General features: G+C 68.1%; 21 protein-coding genes, 1 other RNA gene and 1 riboswitch. Of the genes, 12 read left to right on the top strand and 10 right to left on the bottom strand.

All coding sequences use genetic code 11. From position 1 onward, the window contains the following. Positions 1-3 precede the first annotated feature (3 nt). Together WS87_RS13750 and cobA are read left to right on the top strand one after the other, a co-directional pair. Positions 4-1,320 carry a sulfate adenylyltransferase subunit 1 gene (locus tag WS87_RS13750; protein ID WP_059820238.1) on the top strand — a complete coding sequence of 439 codons (1,317 nt, stop codon included), beginning with the start codon at positions 4-6 and terminating at the stop codon, positions 1,318-1,320. Between the two features lie 75 nt (positions 1,321-1,395). Next, positions 1,396-2,145, top strand: a complete 750-nt coding sequence (cobA, locus tag WS87_RS13745; RefSeq protein ID WP_059820239.1) for a uroporphyrinogen-III C-methyltransferase — start codon at positions 1,396-1,398, stop codon at positions 2,143-2,145. Between the two features lie 80 nt (positions 2,146-2,225). On the opposite strand, the gene WS87_RS13740 is transcribed toward cobA, so the two are convergent. The 3 genes from WS87_RS13740 to lptF are packed head-to-tail and all read right to left on the bottom strand — an operon-like array spanning position 2,226 to position 4,878. Beyond that, positions 2,226-2,609 (bottom strand): sirohydrochlorin chelatase, encoded by a 384-nt coding sequence (locus tag WS87_RS13740; RefSeq protein ID WP_059820240.1) that lies wholly within the window; start codon positions 2,607-2,609, stop codon positions 2,226-2,228. A gap of 25 nt (positions 2,610-2,634) precedes the next feature. Next, positions 2,635-3,783, bottom strand: coding sequence for an LPS export ABC transporter permease LptG (lptG, locus tag WS87_RS13735; protein ID WP_059527640.1), 1,149 nt, complete (start codon positions 3,781-3,783; stop codon positions 2,635-2,637). Positions 3,784-3,786: 3 nt separating this feature from the next. After that, complete coding sequence (gene lptF / locus WS87_RS13730) at positions 3,787-4,878, bottom strand: LPS export ABC transporter permease LptF (protein WP_059820241.1); 1,092 nt, start codon at positions 4,876-4,878, stop codon at positions 3,787-3,789. Between the two features lie 122 nt (positions 4,879-5,000). Between lptF and WS87_RS13725 the strand changes: the two genes are divergently transcribed. The 3 genes from WS87_RS13725 to WS87_RS13715 are packed head-to-tail and all read left to right on the top strand — an operon-like array spanning position 5,001 to position 7,678. Continuing rightward, positions 5,001-6,512 (top strand): leucyl aminopeptidase, encoded by a 1,512-nt coding sequence (locus tag WS87_RS13725; protein ID WP_059820242.1) that lies wholly within the window; start codon positions 5,001-5,003, stop codon positions 6,510-6,512. A 34-nt stretch (positions 6,513-6,546) separates the two neighbouring features. Further along, entirely contained in the window at positions 6,547-6,963 is a 417-nt protein-coding gene (locus WS87_RS13720) for a DNA polymerase III subunit chi (protein ID WP_059527631.1), read from the top strand. A 25-nt stretch (positions 6,964-6,988) separates the two neighbouring features. Then, positions 6,989-7,678 (top strand): DUF2486 family protein, encoded by a 690-nt coding sequence (locus WS87_RS13715; RefSeq protein WP_059820243.1) that lies wholly within the window; start codon positions 6,989-6,991, stop codon positions 7,676-7,678. A 91-nt stretch (positions 7,679-7,769) separates the two neighbouring features. Here the strand turns inward: WS87_RS13715 and WS87_RS13710 are convergent, their stop codons facing one another. Together WS87_RS13710 and ilvD are read right to left on the bottom strand one after the other, a co-directional pair. After that, positions 7,770-8,099 (bottom strand): c-type cytochrome, encoded by a 330-nt coding sequence (locus tag WS87_RS13710; RefSeq protein WP_059692234.1) that lies wholly within the window; start codon positions 8,097-8,099, stop codon positions 7,770-7,772. Between the two features lie 125 nt (positions 8,100-8,224). Further along, a complete protein-coding gene (ilvD, locus tag WS87_RS13705) occupies positions 8,225-9,898 on the bottom strand; it encodes a dihydroxy-acid dehydratase (RefSeq protein ID WP_059820244.1) in 1,674 nt (557 codons plus the stop codon). A 135-nt stretch (positions 9,899-10,033) separates the two neighbouring features. Here ilvD and WS87_RS13700 point away from each other — a divergent pair, with 135 nt between their 5' ends. Together WS87_RS13700 and lgt are read left to right on the top strand one after the other, a co-directional pair. Then, entirely contained in the window at positions 10,034-10,951 is a 918-nt protein-coding gene (locus tag WS87_RS13700; RefSeq protein WP_059820245.1) for a LysR substrate-binding domain-containing protein, read from the top strand. A gap of 89 nt (positions 10,952-11,040) precedes the next feature. Then, positions 11,041-11,931 (top strand): prolipoprotein diacylglyceryl transferase, encoded by an 891-nt coding sequence (gene lgt, locus WS87_RS13695; RefSeq protein ID WP_059820246.1) that lies wholly within the window; start codon positions 11,041-11,043, stop codon positions 11,929-11,931. Between the two features lie 168 nt (positions 11,932-12,099). Here lgt and WS87_RS13690 read toward each other — a convergent pair whose 3' ends face one another. From WS87_RS13690 to WS87_RS13670, 5 genes are all read right to left on the bottom strand, one after another. Then, the gene (locus WS87_RS13690) at positions 12,100-12,840 is read right to left on the bottom strand and encodes an SIMPL domain-containing protein (protein WP_059701886.1); all 741 of its coding nucleotides are present in this window, start codon (positions 12,838-12,840) and stop codon (positions 12,100-12,102) included. Positions 12,841-13,058: 218 nt separating this feature from the next. Then, positions 13,059-13,520, bottom strand: a complete 462-nt coding sequence (locus tag WS87_RS13685) for an EVE domain-containing protein (protein WP_059820247.1) — start codon at positions 13,518-13,520, stop codon at positions 13,059-13,061. 109 nt (positions 13,521-13,629) lie between these two features. Next, a non-coding RNA gene (ssrS, locus tag WS87_RS13680) (6S RNA) lies at positions 13,630-13,811 on the bottom strand. 80 nt (positions 13,812-13,891) lie between these two features. Continuing rightward, positions 13,892-14,206 (bottom strand): cell division protein ZapA, encoded by a 315-nt coding sequence (locus WS87_RS13675; RefSeq protein WP_011885730.1) that lies wholly within the window; start codon positions 14,204-14,206, stop codon positions 13,892-13,894. Next, positions 14,203-14,553 (bottom strand): hypothetical protein, encoded by a 351-nt coding sequence (locus WS87_RS13670; RefSeq protein ID WP_059527607.1) that lies wholly within the window; start codon positions 14,551-14,553, stop codon positions 14,203-14,205. Before WS87_RS13670 ends, WS87_RS13675 begins: the two co-directional genes overlap by 4 nt. A gap of 176 nt (positions 14,554-14,729) precedes the next feature. Next, a riboswitch (cobalamin riboswitch) is annotated at positions 14,730-14,982 on the top strand. A gap of 632 nt (positions 14,983-15,614) precedes the next feature. Here WS87_RS13670 and WS87_RS13665 point away from each other — a divergent pair. From WS87_RS13665 to cobC, 5 genes are read left to right on the top strand one after another with little or no spacing between them, the layout of a single operon-like run. Continuing rightward, the gene (locus WS87_RS13665) at positions 15,615-16,613 is read left to right on the top strand and encodes a FecCD family ABC transporter permease (protein ID WP_059820291.1); all 999 of its coding nucleotides are present in this window, start codon (positions 15,615-15,617) and stop codon (positions 16,611-16,613) included. After that, complete coding sequence (locus WS87_RS13660; RefSeq protein WP_059820248.1) at positions 16,610-17,422, top strand: ABC transporter ATP-binding protein; 813 nt, start codon at positions 16,610-16,612, stop codon at positions 17,420-17,422. The genes WS87_RS13665 and WS87_RS13660 overlap by 4 nt, the downstream gene beginning before the upstream one ends. Positions 17,423-17,474: 52 nt before the next feature. After that, a complete protein-coding gene (gene cobT, locus WS87_RS13655; protein WP_059820290.1) occupies positions 17,475-18,530 on the top strand; it encodes a nicotinate-nucleotide--dimethylbenzimidazole phosphoribosyltransferase in 1,056 nt (351 codons plus the stop codon). After that, on the top strand, positions 18,520-19,296 hold the full coding sequence (locus tag WS87_RS13650; protein ID WP_059820249.1) for an adenosylcobinamide-GDP ribazoletransferase: 777 nt from the start codon (positions 18,520-18,522) through the stop codon (positions 19,294-19,296). The genes cobT and WS87_RS13650 overlap by 11 nt, the downstream gene beginning before the upstream one ends. Then, positions 19,281-19,865 carry an alpha-ribazole phosphatase gene (gene cobC, locus WS87_RS13645; RefSeq protein ID WP_059820250.1) on the top strand — a complete coding sequence of 195 codons (585 nt, stop codon included), beginning with the start codon at positions 19,281-19,283 and terminating at the stop codon, positions 19,863-19,865. Before WS87_RS13650 ends, cobC begins: the two co-directional genes overlap by 16 nt. The last annotated feature ends 16 nt before the right edge of the window (positions 19,866-19,881 follow it).

Here is a 19,881-nt window from a genome sequence, read left to right as displayed (position 1 = left end):
ATCATGAGCATCATCGAGAACACCGAAGACCTCGGCGTGTTGCGCTTCATCACCGCGGGCAGCGTCGACGACGGCAAGAGCACGCTGATCGGCCGCCTGCTGTACGACAGCAAGGCCGTGCTGTCCGACCAGCTGTCCGCGCTGTCGCGCGCGAAGAACAAGCGCACGGTCGGCGACGAGATCGACCTCGCGCTGCTGACGGACGGGCTCGAAGCCGAGCGCGAGCAGGGCATCACGATCGACGTTGCATACCGCTACTTCGCGACCGCGAAGCGCAAGCTCATCATCGCCGACACGCCGGGCCACGAGCAGTACACGCGCAACATGGTGACGGGCGCATCGACCGCGCATGCGGCGATCATCCTGGTCGACGCGACGCGCGTGACGGTCGAGAACGGCGTCGCGGAACTGCTGCCGCAAACGAAGCGTCACAGCGCGATCGTGAAGCTGCTCGCGCTGCAGCACGTGATCGTCGCGATCAACAAGATGGACCTCGTCGACTACAGCGAAGCGCGCTTCAACGAAATCCGCGATGCGTACGTCGCGCTCGCGAAGCAGCTCGGCCTGAAGGACGTGCGTTTCGTGCCGGTGTCGGCGCTGAAGGGCGACAACATCGTCGGCGCGAGCGAGCGCATGCCGTGGTACGCGGGCGAGCCGCTGCTCGACGTGCTCGAATCGCTGCCGGTCGAGACGCAGGCGCATGACGCGCTGCGTTTCCCGGTGCAGTGGGTCGCACGCCAGGACGGCAGCTCGGCCGACGATTTCCGCGGCTACATGGGCCGGATCGAATCGGGCGAGGTGAAGGTCGGCGACGAGATCGTCGTGCTGCCGTCGAATCGCACTGCGACGATCGCCGAGATCGTCGCGCCGGTGCCGGGCGGCACCGCGTCGGTTGCGCACGCATTCGCGGGCCAGACGGTGACGATTCGCCTCGAACAGGACGTCGACGTGTCGCGCGGCGACATGTTCGTCACGACCGCCGAGACGGTCGCGCCGGCGAAGAAGCTCGAGGCGGACCTGTGCTGGTTCGACGAGACGCCGCTGTCGCCGCAGCGCAAATACCTGCTGAAGCAGACCACGAGCACGGTGTTCGCGAAGATCGGCGCGGTCAAGGAAGTGCTCGACGTGCATACGCTGTCGCACGCGACTGACCGCCAGGAACTGAAGATGAACGACATCGGCCGCGTGGCGCTGACGCTGCAGAAGCCGATCGTCTGCGACACGTACGACGCGCATCCGGGCACGGGCGCGTTCGTGCTGATCGACGAGGCGACGCATCATACGGTCGCCGCCGGCATGATCCGGGCGTTCTCGGCGTAACCGGCGTTTAGCGCCGCCCGTGCGGGCGGCGCGCGCCGGTCGCCGTTCACGAGCAGGACAAGCGAAGCGACAAACATGGGCAAGGTGTATCTGATCGGAGCAGGGCCGGGCGCGGCGGACCTCATCACGGTGCGTGGCGCGCGGCTGCTCGAGCAAGCCGACGTCGTGCTGCACGACGCGCTCGTCGAGCCGGCGATGCTCGACTATGCGCCGAACGCGCGGAAAATCGCGGTCGGCAAGCGCTGCGGGCAGCGTTCGACCGCGCAGCACTTCATCAACAAGCAAATCGTCGACGCGGCGCGCGAGCATGCGTGCGTCGTGCGCCTGAAGGGCGGCGATCCGATGCTGTTCGGGCGCGCCGAAGAGGAAATGCGCGCGCTCGAGGCGGCCGGCATCGATTACGAGGTCGTGCCGGGCATCACCGCGGCGCTGGCAGGCGCGGCGACGCTGAAGCGCTCGTTGACGTTGCGTGGCGTGTCGCGCAGCGTCGCGTTCGCGACGCACAGCCGCGCACCGGGCAGCGACGAGATTCGCGAGGCCGCGCGCGCCGATTCGATCGTCTACTACATGGGCCGCGACAGCGCGCCGGGCATCGCCCGCGAACTGATCGACGCGGGCCGTGCGCCCGCGACGCCGGTCGCGATCGTCGAGGCGTGCAGCACCGCGCGCGAACGCACGCTGACGCTCACGCTTGCGCAGATGGCGGCGGGCGACGCACAGGCGTGGCTCGACCCGACGGAGCCGAGCCTGCTGATGATCGGCGATGCGTTCGCCGAACGCGTGCGGCACGTGAAAGAGGGTGATGCGCTGCAGGATGCCGCTTGAGTCGAGCGCGTGGTTCGCAGGCGTAAAAAAAGCGCTGGCTTCCGAAGCCAGCGCTTTTTTGTTTGGGCTCGCCGATTCGCTTACGCGTCGGGGCCGACCTGGTCGATGCAGTAGCGTGCGATCGCATCGAGCACGCCGTCGTCTTCACCGACGGCCGTCGCGCAGCGGATCTCGATGCCCGGATGCACGGCGCGGCACGCGTCGACGAGCTGCGGCAGGTCGCGGCGCACATGGCCGCCCTGGCCGAAGAACACGGGCACCACGGTGATGTGCGTGCAGCCGGCCGCGACCTGCGCGGCAACGGCCGTATCGAGCGACGGCGTCATCAGTTCGAGAAACGCGAGCGACACGTGCGGGGCAGGGGAGCCGGCCGCGCGCAGCCGCGCGGCGAGCCGCTCGAACGGCTCGGCCCAGCGCGGATCGCGTGCGCCGTGGCCGAACAGGACGATGCCGTGCGAACTCATGTCGAAGCCTCCGTCGTGACGGCGCTCAGTGCCGGTCGACCCACTTGAGCGCGAACAGGCCGAGCGCGAGATAGATCAGGCCCGGTGTCGCCGCGGTCAGCGGCGCGGGCCACGTGTTCAGCGTGCCGATGTGCGAGAACAGCGTGTTGAGCAGCTGGAAGCTCATGCCGAGCATGATGCCGCCGAACACCTTCACGCCGACCACGCCGGCACGCGTATGCAGGTACGCGAACGGCAGCGACAGCACGAGCATCACGAACACCGCGAACGGGTAGAGCAGCTTGCGCCACAGCGCGATGTCGTAGCGCTGCGTGTCCTGCTGGTTTTCGCGCAAGTGCTGGATGTAGCGGAACAGGTTGATGAGCGACATCCGTTCCGGCGACACGAGCAGCACCGACAGGATCTGCGGTGTCAGGTCCGAGCGCAGCCGGTATTCGGGCAGCGTCACCTGCTGCGACCGGTACACGGGGTTCAGCGCGTCGGCCGGTTCGCCGCTGATCGGCTTGATCGGCGTCAGTTCGGTTTCCGTCACGCCCGTGAGCAGCCAGTGGCCGGGCGGTTCGTAGCGGCCCGTCTGCGCGATCCGCACGTTCTGCAGCTGGAATTTCGAGTCGAATTCGTAGATGCGCACGTTGCTGATCGTCGAATCGGGCGACAGGCTGCCGACGTTGACGAAGCGCGTGACCTGCTCGCCGTTCTCGCGGGCCGCGAGCGTGTCCTTCACCCACACGCCCGACTGGAAGTTCGACGACACCGACGCGCCGAGCGCCTGCAGCCGCACGCGTTCGGACAGCTGGTCGGCGTACGGGCCGACGAATTCGCCGATCAGGTAGGTGATGATCACGAGCGGAATGCCGATCTTCAGCAGCGAGCGCAGCGCCTGGTTGGTCGCGAGGCCCGACACGCGGAAGATCGTGAATTCCGAGTTCGCGGCCATCTGCGCGAACACGTAGATTGCGCTGATCAGCGCGGCGACCGGGATGATCTCGTAGAAGCGCGACGGGGTCTGCAGCGCGACGCGCAGCACCGCGTAGCCGAACTTGTAGTTGCCGTGCCCGACCGAGTTCAGTTCGCTGATCAGGTCGAAGAAGAAGAACAGGCCCGAGAACGCGAACAGGATGAAGATGAACGTGACGTAGATCTGCCGCGCGAAGTATTTTTCATAGAGCCGCATCGATCATGCTCCCGAGCGGCCGAACAGCGCGCGTGTAAACAGCGGACGATTGCGCACGCGCAACCAGAAGATGACCGCGACGATCGCCGCGACGACCAGATGCAGGCCGACGAGGCCGACGCCGAACGACATCTTGCCCTGCTCGATCTGCGCCTGCACGACGTTCAGCAGGTTCGAATACGTGAGATAGATCAGCACGGCCATCACGAGGTTGATCGTGCGGCTGCGGCGCGGGTTCTGGTACGACAGCGGAATGCCGAGCACCATCAGGTTGATGGCGATCAGCGGCAGCCCCGCGCGCCACGCGAATTCCGCGAGGTTGTCGCGCGTCGGGTTGCGCAGCAGGTCGGGTGTCGGCGTGCTGTTGGTGGTCGGCACGTTGGTGACCGGCGTGCTCGTGATCTTCACGCCGTAGCGCTGGAACTCCATGATCTTGAAGTTCGGCTGGCCGGGTGTGCCGTCGTAGCGGCGGCCGTCCTCCAGCACGACGAAGCGATCGCCGTCCTTCGTTTCCGTGTGGCCCGTGTGCGAGACCACGACGTTGACCTTGCCGTTCTCGGTCGACGTGACGAACACGTTCTGCACCTTGCTCTGGTCCGGCGACATTTTCTCGATGAAGAACACGCGATGGTTCGACGCCGATTCGCGGAACTGGCCGGGCGCGAGCAGCGAGATTTCGTCGCGCTGCTGGAAGCGCGCCTTGATCATCTTGCTCTGCTGGTTCGACCACGGCCAGCCGACGAACGCGAAGAACGCGATCAGCAGGACGATCGGCGTGGCGAACACGCCGATTGGCTTGATCAGGCGCGTGAGGCTCACGCCCGACGCGAGCCAGACGACCATTTCGGAGTCCCGGTACCACCGGGTCAGCACGAACAGGATCGACACGAACAGCGTGACGACGAGCATCACGGCGAGATAGCCGATCACGGTCAGACCGATCAGCACGAGCACGTCGCGCGGATCGATTTCGCCGGACGCGGCATAGCCGACGATGCGAATCATCATCGTCGTGAGCATGATCGTGAGCAGCACCATGAACACGGCGCCAGCCGTATACGCAAGCTCGCGCTGGAGGGAGCGTTCGAAGATCATTCTTGATGAGAAGAGGGCGGGAGGCTGCGCACGCGTGGTGGAGCGCTCGCGCCGCCACGGGAAAAATAGCGGATAATTGCGGCTTTCATCCTTAGCCCAGATTTTATCCGAGGACAAGCGCGATGGACTTTAGCATAAAAGGCTGTGATTGGAGCAAAGGCGAGGCCAAGGGGTTCCTGACCGGGAAGTCCGACTGCATCGTGCTCGGCATCTTCGAGGCGCAGACTCTCTCGGGTGCGGCGCTCGACATCGACACGGCCACCAAGGGGTTGATCTCGCGCGTGGTGAAGGCCGGCGACATGGACGGCAAGCGCGGCAAGACGCTGTTCCTGCACGAGGTTTCGGGCATCGGGGCGTCGCGCGTGCTGCTCGTCGGCCTCGGCAAGCAGGATGCTTTCAATCAGAAAGCCTACAACGACGCGGCGACGGCCGCATGGCGCGCGTTGCTGGCGACCAAGGTCGTCCAGGTCACGTTCTCGCTCGCTCAGCTGCCGGTCGACGAGCGCGGCTCCGACTGGGGCGTGCGTGCGGCGATTCTCGCGCTGCGCAACGAGACCTACCGCTTCACGCAGATGAAGAGCAAGCCGGAACCGGCGTCGCATACGCTCAAGCGCGTCGTGTTCAGCGTCGATCCGGCCGATGAAAAGGCGGCGAAGCTGGCGGCCAAGCAGGCCGTCGCGCTGGCGAACGGGATGGACCTCACGCGCGACCTGGGCAACCTGCCCGGCAACGTGTGCACGCCGACCTATCTCGGCAACACCGCGAAGAAGATCGCGAAGGATTGGGGTCTGAAGGTCGAGGTGCTCGGCCTGAAGCAGATCCAGGCGCTCAAGATGGGCTCGTTCCTGTCGGTCGCGCGCGCGTCGGTCGAGCCGCCGCAGTTCATCGTGCTGCATTACCAGGGCGCCGCCGCGAAGGCCGCGCCGGTCGTGCTGGTCGGCAAGGGCATCACGTTCGACACGGGCGGCATCTCGCTGAAGCCGGGCGAGGGCATGGACGAGATGAAGTACGACATGTGCGGCGCGGGTTCGGTGCTCGGCACGATGCGTGCGGTCGCCGAAATGGGCCTGAAGATCAACGTCGTCGCGATCGTGCCGACCTGCGAGAACATGCCGGGCGGCAACGCGACGAAGCCGGGCGACATCGTCACCAGCATGAAGGGGCTGACGATCGAGGTGCTCAACACCGACGCCGAGGGCCGCCTGATCCTGTGCGACGCGCTCACTTATGCGGAACGCTTCAAGCCGGCAGCCGTGATCGACGTGGCGACGCTGACGGGCGCTTGCGTGATCGCGCTCGGCGCCCACAACAGCGGCCTGTTCTCGAAGGACGATGCGCTCGCGGGCGAGCTGCTCGACGCCTCGCGCGAAGCGAACGATCCGGCGTGGCGCATGCCGCTCGACGACGAATACCAGGAACAGCTGAAGTCGAATTTCGCGGACATCGCGAACATCGGCGGGCGTCCGGCCGGCGCCGTGACGGCGGCGTGCTTCCTGTCGCGCTTCACCGACAGCTATCCGTGGGCGCACCTGGACATCGCCGGCACGGCGTGGAAGGGCGGCGCGGCGAAGGGCGCGACCGGCCGTCCGGTGCCGCTGCTCGCGCAGTTCCTGATCGACCGCGCCGGCCAGTGATGGCGGGTCTCACGACGATGCGGGTGCGCGGGCAATGACGCGAATCGATTTCCATTCGAACGTCGGCGATTCGCTCGCGTACGCATGCCGGCTGCTGCGCAAGGCCTACTTGGCCGGGCAGCCGGTCGTCGTGCTGGCGGAACCCGCGCGCCTGCGCGCGCTCGACGAGCGGCTCTGGACGTTCTCGCCGCTCGATTTCATTCCGCATTGCGGCGTCGACAGCGCGCACGCGGCCGGCACGCCGATCGTGCTGACCGCTGATCTCGACCAGGCGCCGCATCACCACGTGCTGCTGAACCTCGGCGCGGCCGTGCCCGCGCAGTTCGCCCGCTTCGAGCGCCTGCTCGAGGTGGTCGGCAATGCGCCGGACGAGCTGGCCGCGGGCCGCGATCGCTATCGCTTCTACCGCGATCGCGGATACGCGCTGAACAACTACAAGCAAGGCAGCTAGCCGAAACCGTCGACGGAGCGTCCCCGTGACACAAGCCGAATCCTCTTCGATCCCGACGCTGACCGACGTGCTGGTGCCGGGCAAGCCGGTGCCGGCGCGTTCGTCCGCGACCGATGCGCAGCCGCGCGACGATGCCGCCGCGCCGGAACACGCGGAAACCGACCCCGAATTCGTGGTGGTCGAGCCGGTGCCGACGCCGGACGTCACGGCCGTCGAACTGCCGGGCGACAGCGATGCGCCGGCGCAACCCGGTGCCGCCGGGCACGTCGTCGCCGAGGAGTCGGCTGCGGCACAGGCGCCGTTGCGCTCCGCGCTGGCCGAGGTCGAGGGGCAGCAGGCCGGCGCCGCCGCGATGCCGCGCGACGCCGGCGAAGCGATGCCGTCTCACGCGGTCGCACCGGCTGCCGACGAACTGGCCACCGATCATCTGGCTCGCGCAGTGCCCCCGGAGTCGCATGCGGCCGCCGCGCTGACGCCAGAGGACGCGCAACATATCGCCGAGCGTCTGCGCAATCGGCTGACGAATTATCTGACCGGGGAAGGGCGCGAGGCCATCGAGGCACGCTGCCGCGACGCGCTGCACGACCATACGGCCTGGCTGGTCGGCCAGATCACGCGCGAAGTGGCGCTGGCGCTCGAAACCGAAGTGATGGAATGGGTTCGCGACGCGGTCGACGAAGAGATCGCTCGCCGCCGGATCGGACGTTCAGCCTGAGCGCACGGCGCGTTTCGTGCGCGGGTGCCGCGGGCGCGGCTCCTGTCGCAACGAGAAGCATGGCGCGCGTGCACGGGCCCGGTCATTCGGTTCAGCGCAGCGACAGCACCCATTGCGCGAGCGTATGCGCTTCGCCGCTCGTCAGTTGCGTATTGGCGGGCATCGGCACGCCGCCCCACACCCCGACGCTGCCTTTCACGATCGATTGCGCGAGGTAATCGACGGCGTCGGCACGTGCGGTGTACTTGCCGGCGATGTCATGGAACGACGGGCCCATCAGCGGCTTGCCGACCGCATGGCAGGCCATGCAGTTCTTGCGCTGCGCGAGCACGAGTCCGTCGCCGGCCTGGTCGGCGTGTGCCGCCGCCGCGCTGCCGGTCAGCAGCGCCACGAGCAGCGCACGCGATATCGTCTGTTTCATGCGAGTCTCCGCCGGCGGGAACGGCCGGCTTCACGGTCCGCGCATTATAAAAGCAAAGGGAAAGCGCGTTTTGCGCGTTTTCCCGGCGGCCGTCCGCAATGGGGTCGCATGACCCGCGTGCCGCGTCAGCCGGTGACGGCACCCTTGTTCGCCGGGCGCGCGAGGGCCGCGTACTTGGCGAGCACGCCGCGCGTGTAGCGCGGCGCCGGCTGCTTCCATGCAGCGCGCCGGCGCGCGAGCTCGGCGTCGTCGACGTTCAGCTGCAGCACCAGCCGGTGCGCATCGATCGTGATCGAGTCGCCTTCCTGCACGAGCGCGATCGTGCCGCCGACGAAGGCCTCGGGCGCGACGTGCCCGACCACCATCCCCCAGGTGCCGCCCGAGAAGCGGCCGTCGGTGATGAAGCCGACCGATTCGCCGAGCCCCTTGCCGATGATCGCCGACGTCGGTGCGAGCATTTCCGGCATGCCGGGGCCGCCCTGCGGGCCGAGATAGCGCAGCACCAGCACGTCGCCCGCGCGGATCCGGTCGCCGAGGATCGCGTCCATCGCGCTTTGCTCGTCGTCGAACACGCGCGCCGGGCCCGTGATCACCGGGTTCTTCAGGCCGGTGATCTTCGCGACCGCACCGTCTTCCGCGAGGTTGCCCTTCAGGATCGCGAGATGCCCTTCCTTGTACAGCGCGCGATCGATCGGGAAGATCACCTTCTGGTCCGCGCGCGGCACGCCCGGCACATCCTTCAGCTCCTCGGCGATCGTGCGGCCGGTGATCGTCATGCAGTCGCCGTGCAGCAGCCCCGCATCGAGCAGGATCCGCAGCACCTGCGGGATGCCGCCGGCCTGGTGCAGGTCGGTCGCGACGTACTGGCCCGACGGCTTCAGGTCGCAGATCACCGGCACGCGCTTGCGGATGCGCTCGAAGTCGTCGATCGTCCAGTCGACCTCGGCCGCATGCGCGATCGCGAGATAGTGCAGCACCGCGTTGGTCGAGCCGCCGGTCGCCATGATCAGCGACACCGCGTTCTCGATCGACGCCTTCGTGATGATGTCGCGCGGCTTCAGGTCGCGCTTCACGGCCTCGACCAGCACGCGCGCCGATTCGGCAGCCGAGTCGACCTTCTCCTGATCGGGGTTCGCCATCGTCGACGAGTACATCAGCGACATGCCGAGCGCCTCGAACGACGAGCTCATCGTGTTCGCGGTGTACATCCCGCCGCACGACCCCGACGTCGGGCACGCGTTCTGCTCGACCCCTTCGAAATCTTCCTGCGACATCCGGCCCGCGGTGAACTCGCCGACCGCCTCGAACGACGATACGATCGTCAGGTCGCGGCCCTTCCAGTGGCCGGGGCGGATCGTGCCGCCGTAAACGTAGATGCCCGGCACGTTCAGGCGCGCGAGCGCGATCATCCCGCCGGGCATGTTCTTGTCGCAGCCGCCGACCACCACCACGCCGTCCATCCACTGGCCCTGCACGCAGGTTTCGATGCAGTCGGCGATCACTTCGCGCGACACGAGCGAGTACTTCATGCCCTCGGTGCCCATCGACATGCCGTCCGAGATCGTCGGCGTGCCGAAGATCTGCGGGTTCGCATCGGCCGCCTTCACCGCCGCGACGGCCGCGTCCGACAGCCGCTGCAGGCCCGAGTTGCACGGCGTGATCGTCGAATGGCCGTTCGCGATGCCGATCATCGGCTTGTCGAAATCGTCCTTCTGGTAGCCGAGGGCGTAATACATCGAGCGGTTCGGCGAGCGGGCCACGCCTTGCGTGATGTGCTTCGAGCGACGGTTGTACGGCATGGGGGACTCCATCGTTGTATTGGCGACGCCCGCGAACGGCGCGCCGGTTCGGATCAATCAAGAATGGAGTTTCCGGTTTGGGATGTCCAATATATTATTTGTCGCTTATTAAGTCGTTTTGCGATTGAGTGAAATATGGCTGACCCGACGCCCGATCTGCGCCAGTGGCGCTATTTCGTGACCGTTGCCGACGAGCGCCATTTCGGCCGTGCGGCCGAGCGCCTGTCGATGACGCAGCCGCCGCTGTCGCAAGCGATTCGGGCGCTGGAGGACGCGCTCGGCGTCGCGCTGTTCGCGCGTACCAAGCGCTCGGTCGCGCTGACGGCGGTCGGTGCGGCGCTGCTGCCCGACGTCCGCCGGCTGCTCGCGTCGGCCGACGCGCTGCCACCGCTCGCGCGGCGTCTCGCGCGCGGCGAAGCCGGCTCGCTGTCGCTTGCGTTCGTGTCGACCGCCGATTACGGGCTGCTGCCGTCGCTGCTGCGCGCGTTCGGCGCACGCTATCCGCAGGTGCGGCTGCAACTCGCGGAGGCGACGAGCGACGTGCAGATCGACGAACTCGTCGCGGGCCGCATCGACGCGGGGCTCGTGATTCCACCGGTACCGCCGCGCCACGCGGCCGGGCTGTCGTACCTGCCGGTCGTGCGCGAGCCGCTGGTGGTCGCGATGCCGGCGGCCGCGGCGCCCGGCGTGCCCGAAGACGAACCCGTGCGTCTGGCCGAGCTGGCCGCGCTGCCGCTCGTCATCTTCCCGCGTCGTTTGGCGCCCGGCTTTTATGACATCATTACGGGCTGCTACGGCGCGGCGGGGGAAACCCCGCGCATCGGCCAGGAGGCGATCCAGATGCAGACGATCGTCAGCCTCGTGTCGGCCGGCATGGGCGTCGCACTGGTGCCGCAGTCGTTGCGTAACCTGCGGCGCACCGGCGTGGTCTACCGGCCGCTCGCCGGCGACGCGCCGGTCGTCGAGACGGGCCTCGTGTGGCGCACGGGCGATGTCAGCCCCGTGCTCGCCGGCTTCATCGACGTCGTGCGCGCGCACGGTCTCGCCGCATGATGCGAACGATGGCGCGCCGGCGCCGTCCAATGCGCGGTGTGGCGCCGGTGGGCGCGCCGTACCGCATTCGAAAACTTCATCGCTAACCCATGATCATTCACCCGAATTTCGACCCCGTAGCGATCCATCTCGGGCCGCTGGCCGTACGATGGTACGGCCTCATGTATCTCGTCGGCTTCATCGCGGCGATTGTCGTCGGCCGGATCCGCCTGAAGCTGCCGCACGTCGCGGCGCAGGGCTGGACCGCCAAGGACATCGACGACATGATGTTCTACGGCGTGCTCGGCACCGTGCTCGGCGGCCGGCTCGGCTACGTGCTGTTCTACAAGGCCGACTTCTACTTCTCGCATCCGCTCGACGTGTTCAAGGTGTGGGAAGGCGGCATGTCGTTCCACGGCGGCTTTCTCGGCGTGACGCTCGCGATGGCGCTGTTCGCGTGGCAGCGCAAGCGCCACTGGCTGCAGGTCACCGACTTCGTCGCGCCGATGGTGCCGACGGGGCTCGCGGCCGGGCGGCTCGGCAACTTCATCAACGGCGAGCTGTGGGGCCGCGTGACCGATCCGAACGCGCCCTGGGCGATGTTGTTCCCGGGCGCAATGCGCGACGACGCGGCATGGCTGCCGAAGCATCCGGCGCTCGTCGAGCAGTGGCACCTTGCCGACGTGTTCATGCAGTACCAGATGCTGCCGCGCCATCCTTCGCAGCTCTACGAGATCGCGCTCGAAGGCATTGCGCTGTTCTTCGTGCTGTTCGTCTTCTCGCGCAAGCCGCGGCCGATGGGCGCGATATCCGCGCTGTTCCTGATCGGCTACGGGCTCGCACGCTTCACGGTCGAATTCGCGCGCGAACCGGACGACTTCCTCGGCCTGCTCGCCCTCGGCCTGTCGATGGGGCAGTGGCTGTCGTTGCCGATGATTCTCGCGGGCATCGCGCTGCTGGTGTGGGCGTATCGTCGCCGCGCGGCGAGTGTGGCGGCTTGATGTTGCATGCGTCATGCGGTCGCGTCATGCGCGAGCCGTGTGACGCATGACGCGTGATGCGATGCGGATGCGCACGATCGGTGTGCGCATCGATTGCAGGATCCCGAACGAAAAACGCCGGCCCGAAGGCCGGCGTTTTCACATCTGCCGCGCGGTGCGCGACGTGCGTTACTTCATCTGCACCGAGCCGTTGACCGTGACCGACACGGTCGCCTTGCCGCCTTCGACCGCGATCGGCGCGCTCATCTTCGCGCTGTCCATCGGTGCCGCGGCCATCGCCATCATGCGCGGGTACGGCTGCACGTTGCGGCTGCCGCCGACGTTCACGTCGCGGATCGAGTAGCTGTTGTAGCCGAAGGCCTTCGCGGCTTCGTCCGCGCGCGCGCGGAACGACTTGATCGCTTCGGTCGTGAGCTTCTGCTCGGCCGCGCGTTGCGCTTCGGGCGACAGCGAGAACTCGACGTTCGCGATCTGCATCTGGTTCGACAACTGGCCCGCGAGCTTCGACGCCGCCGCGAAATCGCGCGATTCGAGCACGACTTCCGTACGGCCGCGCCATGCGGAGATCTTGCCGTCGCGATCAGTGCTCGGATACACGGAGAACGCGCCGGTGTGCGCGGTGACGCCCGATACGCCCTTCGCCTGCGCGAGCGCCGCGTCGGCGCGCTGGTTGAGCGCGGACGTCAGGCTGCCCGGGTCCTTCGCCTGCTGTTCGTAGAACAGCGTGATGTGGATGATGTCTTGCGGCACGTCGGCGCTGGCCTGCGACGACAGCGACAGCACGCCCGCCGGTTCCGGAAAGTGCGGGTTCGCGGTTTGCGCGTGCGCGGCCGGCGACGCGAGCGTCAGCGCGACGGGCACGGCGGCGGCGAGGGCGAGCGACAGCGCGAGTGCGGATTTCTTGGTCATTGTTGGACTCCTTGTGCGAGGGCGCGCATGCGGATCACGCGTGCGCGACGCGGGCGTACCGCGCGACGAAAAAACGGCCGTCGTCCCGATCGGGCGACAGCGGTTGCTTAGGCTGCACGAACGCGCCGCGAGTTCCGTGGCGGCGGCGCATATTGACCGGATTTGACCTTTGGCGTGTGTCTGTTGCGTGGACCGACGCGTGCGCCGACTGTGTGCGCCTACTTCATCAGCTTTTCGGTGATGAAGCGCCACTCGGCGCGCGTGACGGGTGTGATCGACAGCCGGTTGCCGCGCGCGAGCACGCGCATGTCGGCGAGTTCGTCATGCTCGCGAAGCGTGGCGAGCGGCACGAGCGGCGACTTCTTCACGAAGCGCACGTCGACGAGCAGCCAGCGCGGTGCTTCCTGCGTCGACTTCGGATCGTAATACGGGCTTTTCGGATCGAACTGGGTGGGGTCGGGGTAGGGCGTCGACGAGACTTCGGCGAGGCCCGCGATGCCCGGCTCGGGGCAGCTTGAGTGATAGAACAGCACGCCGTCGCCGATCTTCATCGTGTCGCGCATGAAATTGCGCGCCTGATAGTTGCGCACACCGGTCCACGGCAGCGAGTGCTGCGGCGCATGCGCGAGATCGTCAATGCTTGCTTCGTCCGGTTCGGACTTCATGAGCCAGTATTGCATGGATCGTAATCGACGCAGAAAGGGCATGAAGGTCTGTTTGCATGCGCGTTCCGCATGCAAACAGACCCTGAAAAAGGAAACGGCATCGGGGTTCCCCGATGCCGTTGGATAGGCCCCCGCCTTGGCCGCTAGGCCGGCATCCTGAACCTGAGGTTCAGAATTGGTCGCAGTTAGCAGCACTTCGGGTACATCAGACAGAGTGACGCGCGCGCCCGTGCTACAAATTTCCGCAACCGTGCACATGGCATTGGTTCAAGGAATATATGACCTTGGCGAACCAGGCAGGGAAGCTGACTGAACTGTGTTTCGTTGCGCCAATTTGACCACCGTTGATCGCCGAGATCAAGGGGAATCGACGCATCGATCAAACGTTACTGCGTCTCGTGCTGTGCGAGCACCGCGCCGAGCTGTTCGTTCATCTGGTGCATTGTACGACGGATTTCTTCCGCCGGAAATGCTTCACCGTGACGCACGCTCGTTTGCAGTCGCAGCAATTCGGATGCGAGCGACAGGGCCGCCATCACCGCGATACGGTCGGTGCCGCGCACCGAACTGTTCGCGCGGATCTTCGACATTTCGGCGTCGACACGTGCGACGGCCTCGAGCAGCGCCGCTTCGGTCTCGGCCGAACAGGCGAGCCGATAGGGCTGACCGAGAATCGAGACTTCGATCTGCTTGGTGCTCATGCATGTTCTCCGTGGCTGGCCGCGTCGTCGCCATCCGTGCGCGCCTGCGCATCCAGCAGGTCGAGCTGGTTGTCGGCTTGCTCCGCGCTCTTCGTGCGCGGCAGTTTTTCGAGAATCGCGTTCAGTTTGACCTGGGCGTCATCGATCTTTGCCGACAGCGTGTCGCGCTCGGCCGCGAGCGCGTTGCGTTCGTCGCGCAGTTGCGCGAGTTCCGCGCGGACCGTGTCCGCTTCCGCGCGCATTTGCGCGACTTGCTCCTCGAGCGCGAGCCGTTCCGAGTGATAGCGCTTGTTCAGCGAGATCAGACGGCCAATATTTTGAGATAAGGTTTCGAGTTCGTTGAGCATTTGCTGCGTCCTCTAAAGACCCAGCATTTTAGCGCGGAATAACGCGCATTCCGACATCTGTAACGTTTCCAGTCGTAACACCCCGGCTTCTTGCCGCGAATACGCGGCTGCGGCGCGTTCGCCGCGCGCTCCCGGCATACGTTCGGCCGCTTTCTTGACGCTCGCGCGACCCGCTCCTAAACTGGCGCCGCCTCGGTGCTCGCGCGTGCGTCGCGCGGTTAAACGGGAAGCAGGGCGCGCGCTCCGCATGGAGATCGCCAACCTGCGCTGCCCCCGCAACGGTAAGCGGCCGCGTCGGACGACGCAGGCCGGCTCGGGCGCGTTTCGCGTGCAGGTCGCACGCGGGCGCGGGCCACTGCGCGTGATTCGCGCGGGAAGGCGAGCCGGTACGCCGCCAGCCCGGATACCGGCCGAGGCGAGGAGCCTGCACGGCTTCATGACGCGCGGCCTGCGGGGAAGCGGGGTGCGCAGTGCTTCACGGGACTTGTCTTCGATGCTGACCCTAATCGTCCGCACGGCCTCCGGCGCATGCCGCGGCGTGCCGCATCCCGCCGTCGTGCACATCGCGGCGGCGGCTGGCTCGCCCGGATCGACGACGCAGGCGTTGCGGCGCCGGGACCGGTCGCGCCGCGCGCCGACGCACCGTTGCCGCCGGAAGTCGCGATCACCGCGCCGATCATGCGTGACGGCGACGCAACCGCGATGCCGATCGACCCGATGCGGCGGCTTCCACTATATTGCGCAGAATGTCGGCCGCACGCAGGTGCGGCTCGATGGGTCGTGGTCGTGTCACGCCGGTGCGACCGACGTTCGGCCGGCCGATCGCTTGCGGGATACGATCGGCGAAACGCGGGAATCGGGGTGCCGTTCGTGGCGCGCGCTATTGTGTGCCATCGGCCGAGCATCGCTCGCTTTGCCGCACACGGGCACGGCATCCGCGCCGCGCGCGCGACGATATCACCGGGTCGCGGGTCGCCCGTGCATGCATCAACAACCTGTTCGACGAGGATGACGAGCTTGCGTATACCTGCCACACGTCGCAGCGCGACGCCGTGCGGCGCATGAGCGCCGCGCGTGCCACCGCGATCTGGGCCGCGCTCGCGGCCGTGGTCGCGTTGCTGTTCGTCGCATCGCTGTCGATCGGCAGCGTGCCGATGTCGCCGTGGCAGGCGCTCGCGTCGCTCGTGCCGCACGGCGGCGACGCATTGTTCGCCGACATCGTGCGCACGCTGCGGCTGCCGCGTGCGCTCGCGGGGTTCGCGTGCGGCGCGTTGCTTGCGCTGGCCGGTGCACTGCTGCAGGTGCTGCTGCGCAATCCGCTCGCGGAGCCGTATGTGCTCGGCGTATCCGGCGGCGCGGCCGGCTTCGCGCTCGTCGCGATGATCGCGGGTGGCGCGTGGTGGCTCGTCGATGCATCCGCATTCGCCGGCGCGCTCGTGTCGGTCGCGCTCGTGCTCGGCCTTGCTCGCCGCGAGCTGTGGCGCGGCGACTCGCGCGACGCGTCGCCGCGGCTGCTCCTCACGGGCGTCGTGATCGCGGCCGGGTGGGGCGCGCTCGTCACGCTGCTGCTGTCGCTCGCACCCGATGCGCGCCTGCGCGGCATCATCTTCTGGCTGACGGGCGACCTGAACGGCGTGACGGCGCCGTGGTTCGCATGGGGGGCGCTGCTGGTGGCCGCATGCGTCGCGCTGCCGGCCGCACCGCAGCTCAACGTGCTGCTGCGCGGCGACGCGACCGCACTCGCGCTCGGCGTGCCGGTCGCGCGAGTTCGCGTGCGGATCTACCTCGTCGCGTCGCTGGCCGCAGCGGCCGCGGTGACGACGGCCGGCACGATCGGTTTCGTCGGCCTCGTCGTGCCGCACGCGCTGCGGCTCGCATTCGGCAACGACCAGCGCATGCTGCTGCCGGCCGCGATGCTCGCGGGCGGCGGCGGCGTGATGGCCGCCGACCTGCTCGCGCGCACCGCGATCGCGCCCGCGCAATTGCCGGTCGGCGTGATGACCGCGTTGATCGGCGTGCCGGTGTTCCTGTGGATGTTGCTGAGGAGACCGATGCGATGACGCACGCCGCACCGCACGCTGCCGGCGAAATGACCTATGCGGCGATCGACCTCACGCTGACGGCCGGCGAACGGACGCTGCTCGACGGCTTCACGCAGGCGTTCCGTCCCGGCGAGATCTGGTGTGTCGCGGGGCCGAACGGCGCAGGCAAGACGACGCTGCTCGCGACGCTCGCGGGCCTGCAGCGACCGGCCGGCGGCCACGTCGAGATCGACGGCCGGCCGCTCGCCGCATGGCCGCCCGAACAGCTCGCACGGCGCCGCGCACTGATGCCGCAGCAATTGCACGACGCGTTCAGCGCGACGGTATTCGACACGGTGCTGCTCAACCGCTTTCCGTATCTCGGCGGCTGGGGCTGGGAGCGCGACGGCGACCGCGCGGCCGCGCGCGACGCGCTCGCGACGTTCGGGCTGACCGCGCTCGCGTCGCGCGACGTGCTGTCGCTGTCGGGCGGCGAGCGGCAGCGCGTCGCGCTGGCCGCGACGCTGTGCCAGGATGCGCCGCTGATGCTGCTCGACGAACCGCTCGCCCACCTTGACCTGCATCACCAGATCGATGGCCTGACCGCGCTGAGCGCATGGCTCGACGCGGGGCCGCGCACGGTGCTGTTCTCATGCCACGATCTGAATCTCGCGCGGCGTTACGCGACGCACGCGCTGTTACTCGACGGCCGCGGCCATGCGTGGGCGGGCCCCGTGCACGACGTGCTGACGCCGGCACGCGCGAGCGACGCGTTCGGCTATCCGCTCGTGCTGATCCGCGAGAATGGCCGCGACGCGCTGCTGCCTGCGTGGCCCGAGCGACGATGAACTTCCTTCTTTCGATGCGCGGCACCGGCCGCGCCAACGAGGCAACCTTCCGATGACGAATCCGACCGACTTCCCGCCCGCGATCGCGCCGCTCGACGAGACGCTGCGCAAGCGCCTGCAGCATGTGATCGATCACAAGACCAAGCCGCCCGGCAGTCTCGGCCAGCTCGAGGCGCTCGCGCTGCAGGTCGGCCTGATCCAGCGCACCGAGAAGCCGCACGTACAGCGTCCGGTGACGATCGTGTTCGCGGGCGACCACGGGATCGCGGCCGAGGGCGTGAGCCCGTATCCGCAGGCGGTCACCGCGCAGATGGTCGCGAACTTCCTGGCCGGCGGCGCGGCGATCAACGCGTTCTCGGGCGTCGCGCAGAGCGTGCTCGAGATCGTCGATGCGGGCGTCGCGTCACCGCTGCCGGTGTCCGACCGGCTCGTGTCGCTGCCCGTCGCGCGCGGCACGCGCAACTTCGCGGCCGAACCGGCGATGACGCCCGACGAGGCGCAGACGGCGCTCGCCGCCGGTGCGGCGCGCGTGCGCCTGCACGCCTCGCTCGGCACGAACGTGATCGGCTTCGGCGAAATGGGGATCGCGAACACGTCGTCGGCCGCGTGCCTGATGAGCCGTCTGCTCGACGTGCCGATCGACGCGTGCGTCGGGCGCGGCACGGGCCTCGACGACCAGGGGCTCGCGCACAAGCGCGCGGTGCTCGGCCGCGCGCTCGTCCGGCATTCGCATGCGATCGCGCCGCTCGATGTGCTCGCGACGTTCGGCGGTTTCGAGATCGCGATGATGACGGGCGCGTATCTCGCGGCCGCGAGCGAGCGGATGACGATCCTCGTCGACGGCTTCATCGCCACGGCCGCGCTGCTCGTCGCCGAGCGCATCGCGCCCGGCGTGCGCGACTACTGCGTGTTCTCGCATGCGTCGCACGAGGCCGGGCATCGCCGCATGCTCGAGCATTTCGGCGCGAAGCCGCTGCTCGCGCTCGACCTGCGCCTCGGCGAAGGCACGGGCGCCGCGCTCGCGCTGCCGCTGGTGCGCGCGGCGGTCGCGTTCCTTACCGAGATGGCGAGCTTCGAATCCGCAGGCGTCGACAATCGTGACGCCTGAGCGCGCGAACGGTGTACGCGCCGAACTGCGCTATTTCTTCGTCGCGCTCGGCTATTTCACGCGCGTGCCGGTGCCGCGCGCGATCGGCTACGCCGCCGGCGATCTCGACCAGGCCGCACGTTACTTCCCGCTGGTCGGCGCGTGCGTCGGCGCGTGGGGCGCGCTCGTCTATCTCGCGGCACTGCGCGTGTTGCCCGCGTCGATCGCGGTCGGACTGTCGATGGCCGCGACGCTGTTTGCGACCGGCGCGTTCCACGAGGATGGCCTGGCCGACAGCTGCGATGCGTTCGGCGGCGGCTACGCGCGAGACGACGTGCTGCGCATCATGCACGATTCGCGAATCGGCACGTTCGGCGCGGTCGCGCTCGTGATCGCGCTCGGCCTGAAATGGCAGGCGCTCGCGGCCATGCCGCCGCTGCGCGCCGCGTGGACGATGATCGCCGCGCATGCGGCGAGCCGCGCGGGGGCCGTGAGCTTGCTGATGTCGCTCGACTATGTCCGGCCGGAAGGCAAGGCGAAACCGGTCGCGCAACGCATGGGCGCACGCGCGGCCTGGATCGCGGCCGCATTCGGGTTGCCGTGGCTGTTCTGGCCGGACTGGCGCGCGGGCCTCGCGGCGCTCGTCGCGCTCGCGCTCGTGCGCGCATGGGCGGCCCGCTATTTCGTAAAGCGGATCGGCGGGTATACGGGCGACTGCCTCGGCTTCGCGCAGCAGTTGAGCGAACTGGCGATCTATCTCGTGGTGCTCGGATGGATCTCGTCCTGATTCGCCATCCGGCCGTCGATGTCGAACCGGGCGTTTGCTACGGACGCAGCGACGTGCCGCTCGCCACGTCGGCCGAGGCGGGGGCGCGGGCCGTGCGTGAGCGTCTGGCGGCGCTCGGGGCGCCGTTGCCCGGGCAGGTCTGGACGAGCCCGCTGACGCGTTGCGCGTCGGTCGCCGAGCGGCTCGCGCAGGCGTTCGACGTGCCGCTGCGGCGTGACGCGGGCTGGCAGGAAATGGACTTCGGCGCGTGGGAGCTGCGGCGCTGGGACGATATCGACCGCGCGGCGCTCGATGCGTGGGCGGCCGACCTGATGCATGCGTGCGCGCATGGCGGCGAAAGCGTCGCACGGTTCGCCGCGCGCGTCGTGCGGACTGCGGACGCGGTCGCGCGGACCGACGCGCCGCAATGGGCGCTCACGCACGCAGGCGTGATTCGCGCATTCGCGTCGCATGCGTTGCGCGTGCCGCTCGATACGCTGTTGTCGCGACCGGTGCCGACGAGCGGCGTCGTCTGGTTGCGGACGGAGGATGCCGCCCGCACATGGGACGTCGTCCACTGGGACGCTTAGGCGACCGCTTGCTCGC

The sequence above is a fragment of the Burkholderia sp. MSMB0856 genome (assembly GCF_001524645.2).
Classification (GTDB): domain Bacteria; phylum Pseudomonadota; class Gammaproteobacteria; order Burkholderiales; family Burkholderiaceae; genus Burkholderia; species Burkholderia diffusa.
This window is presented reverse-complemented; position numbering and strand designations above follow the sequence as displayed.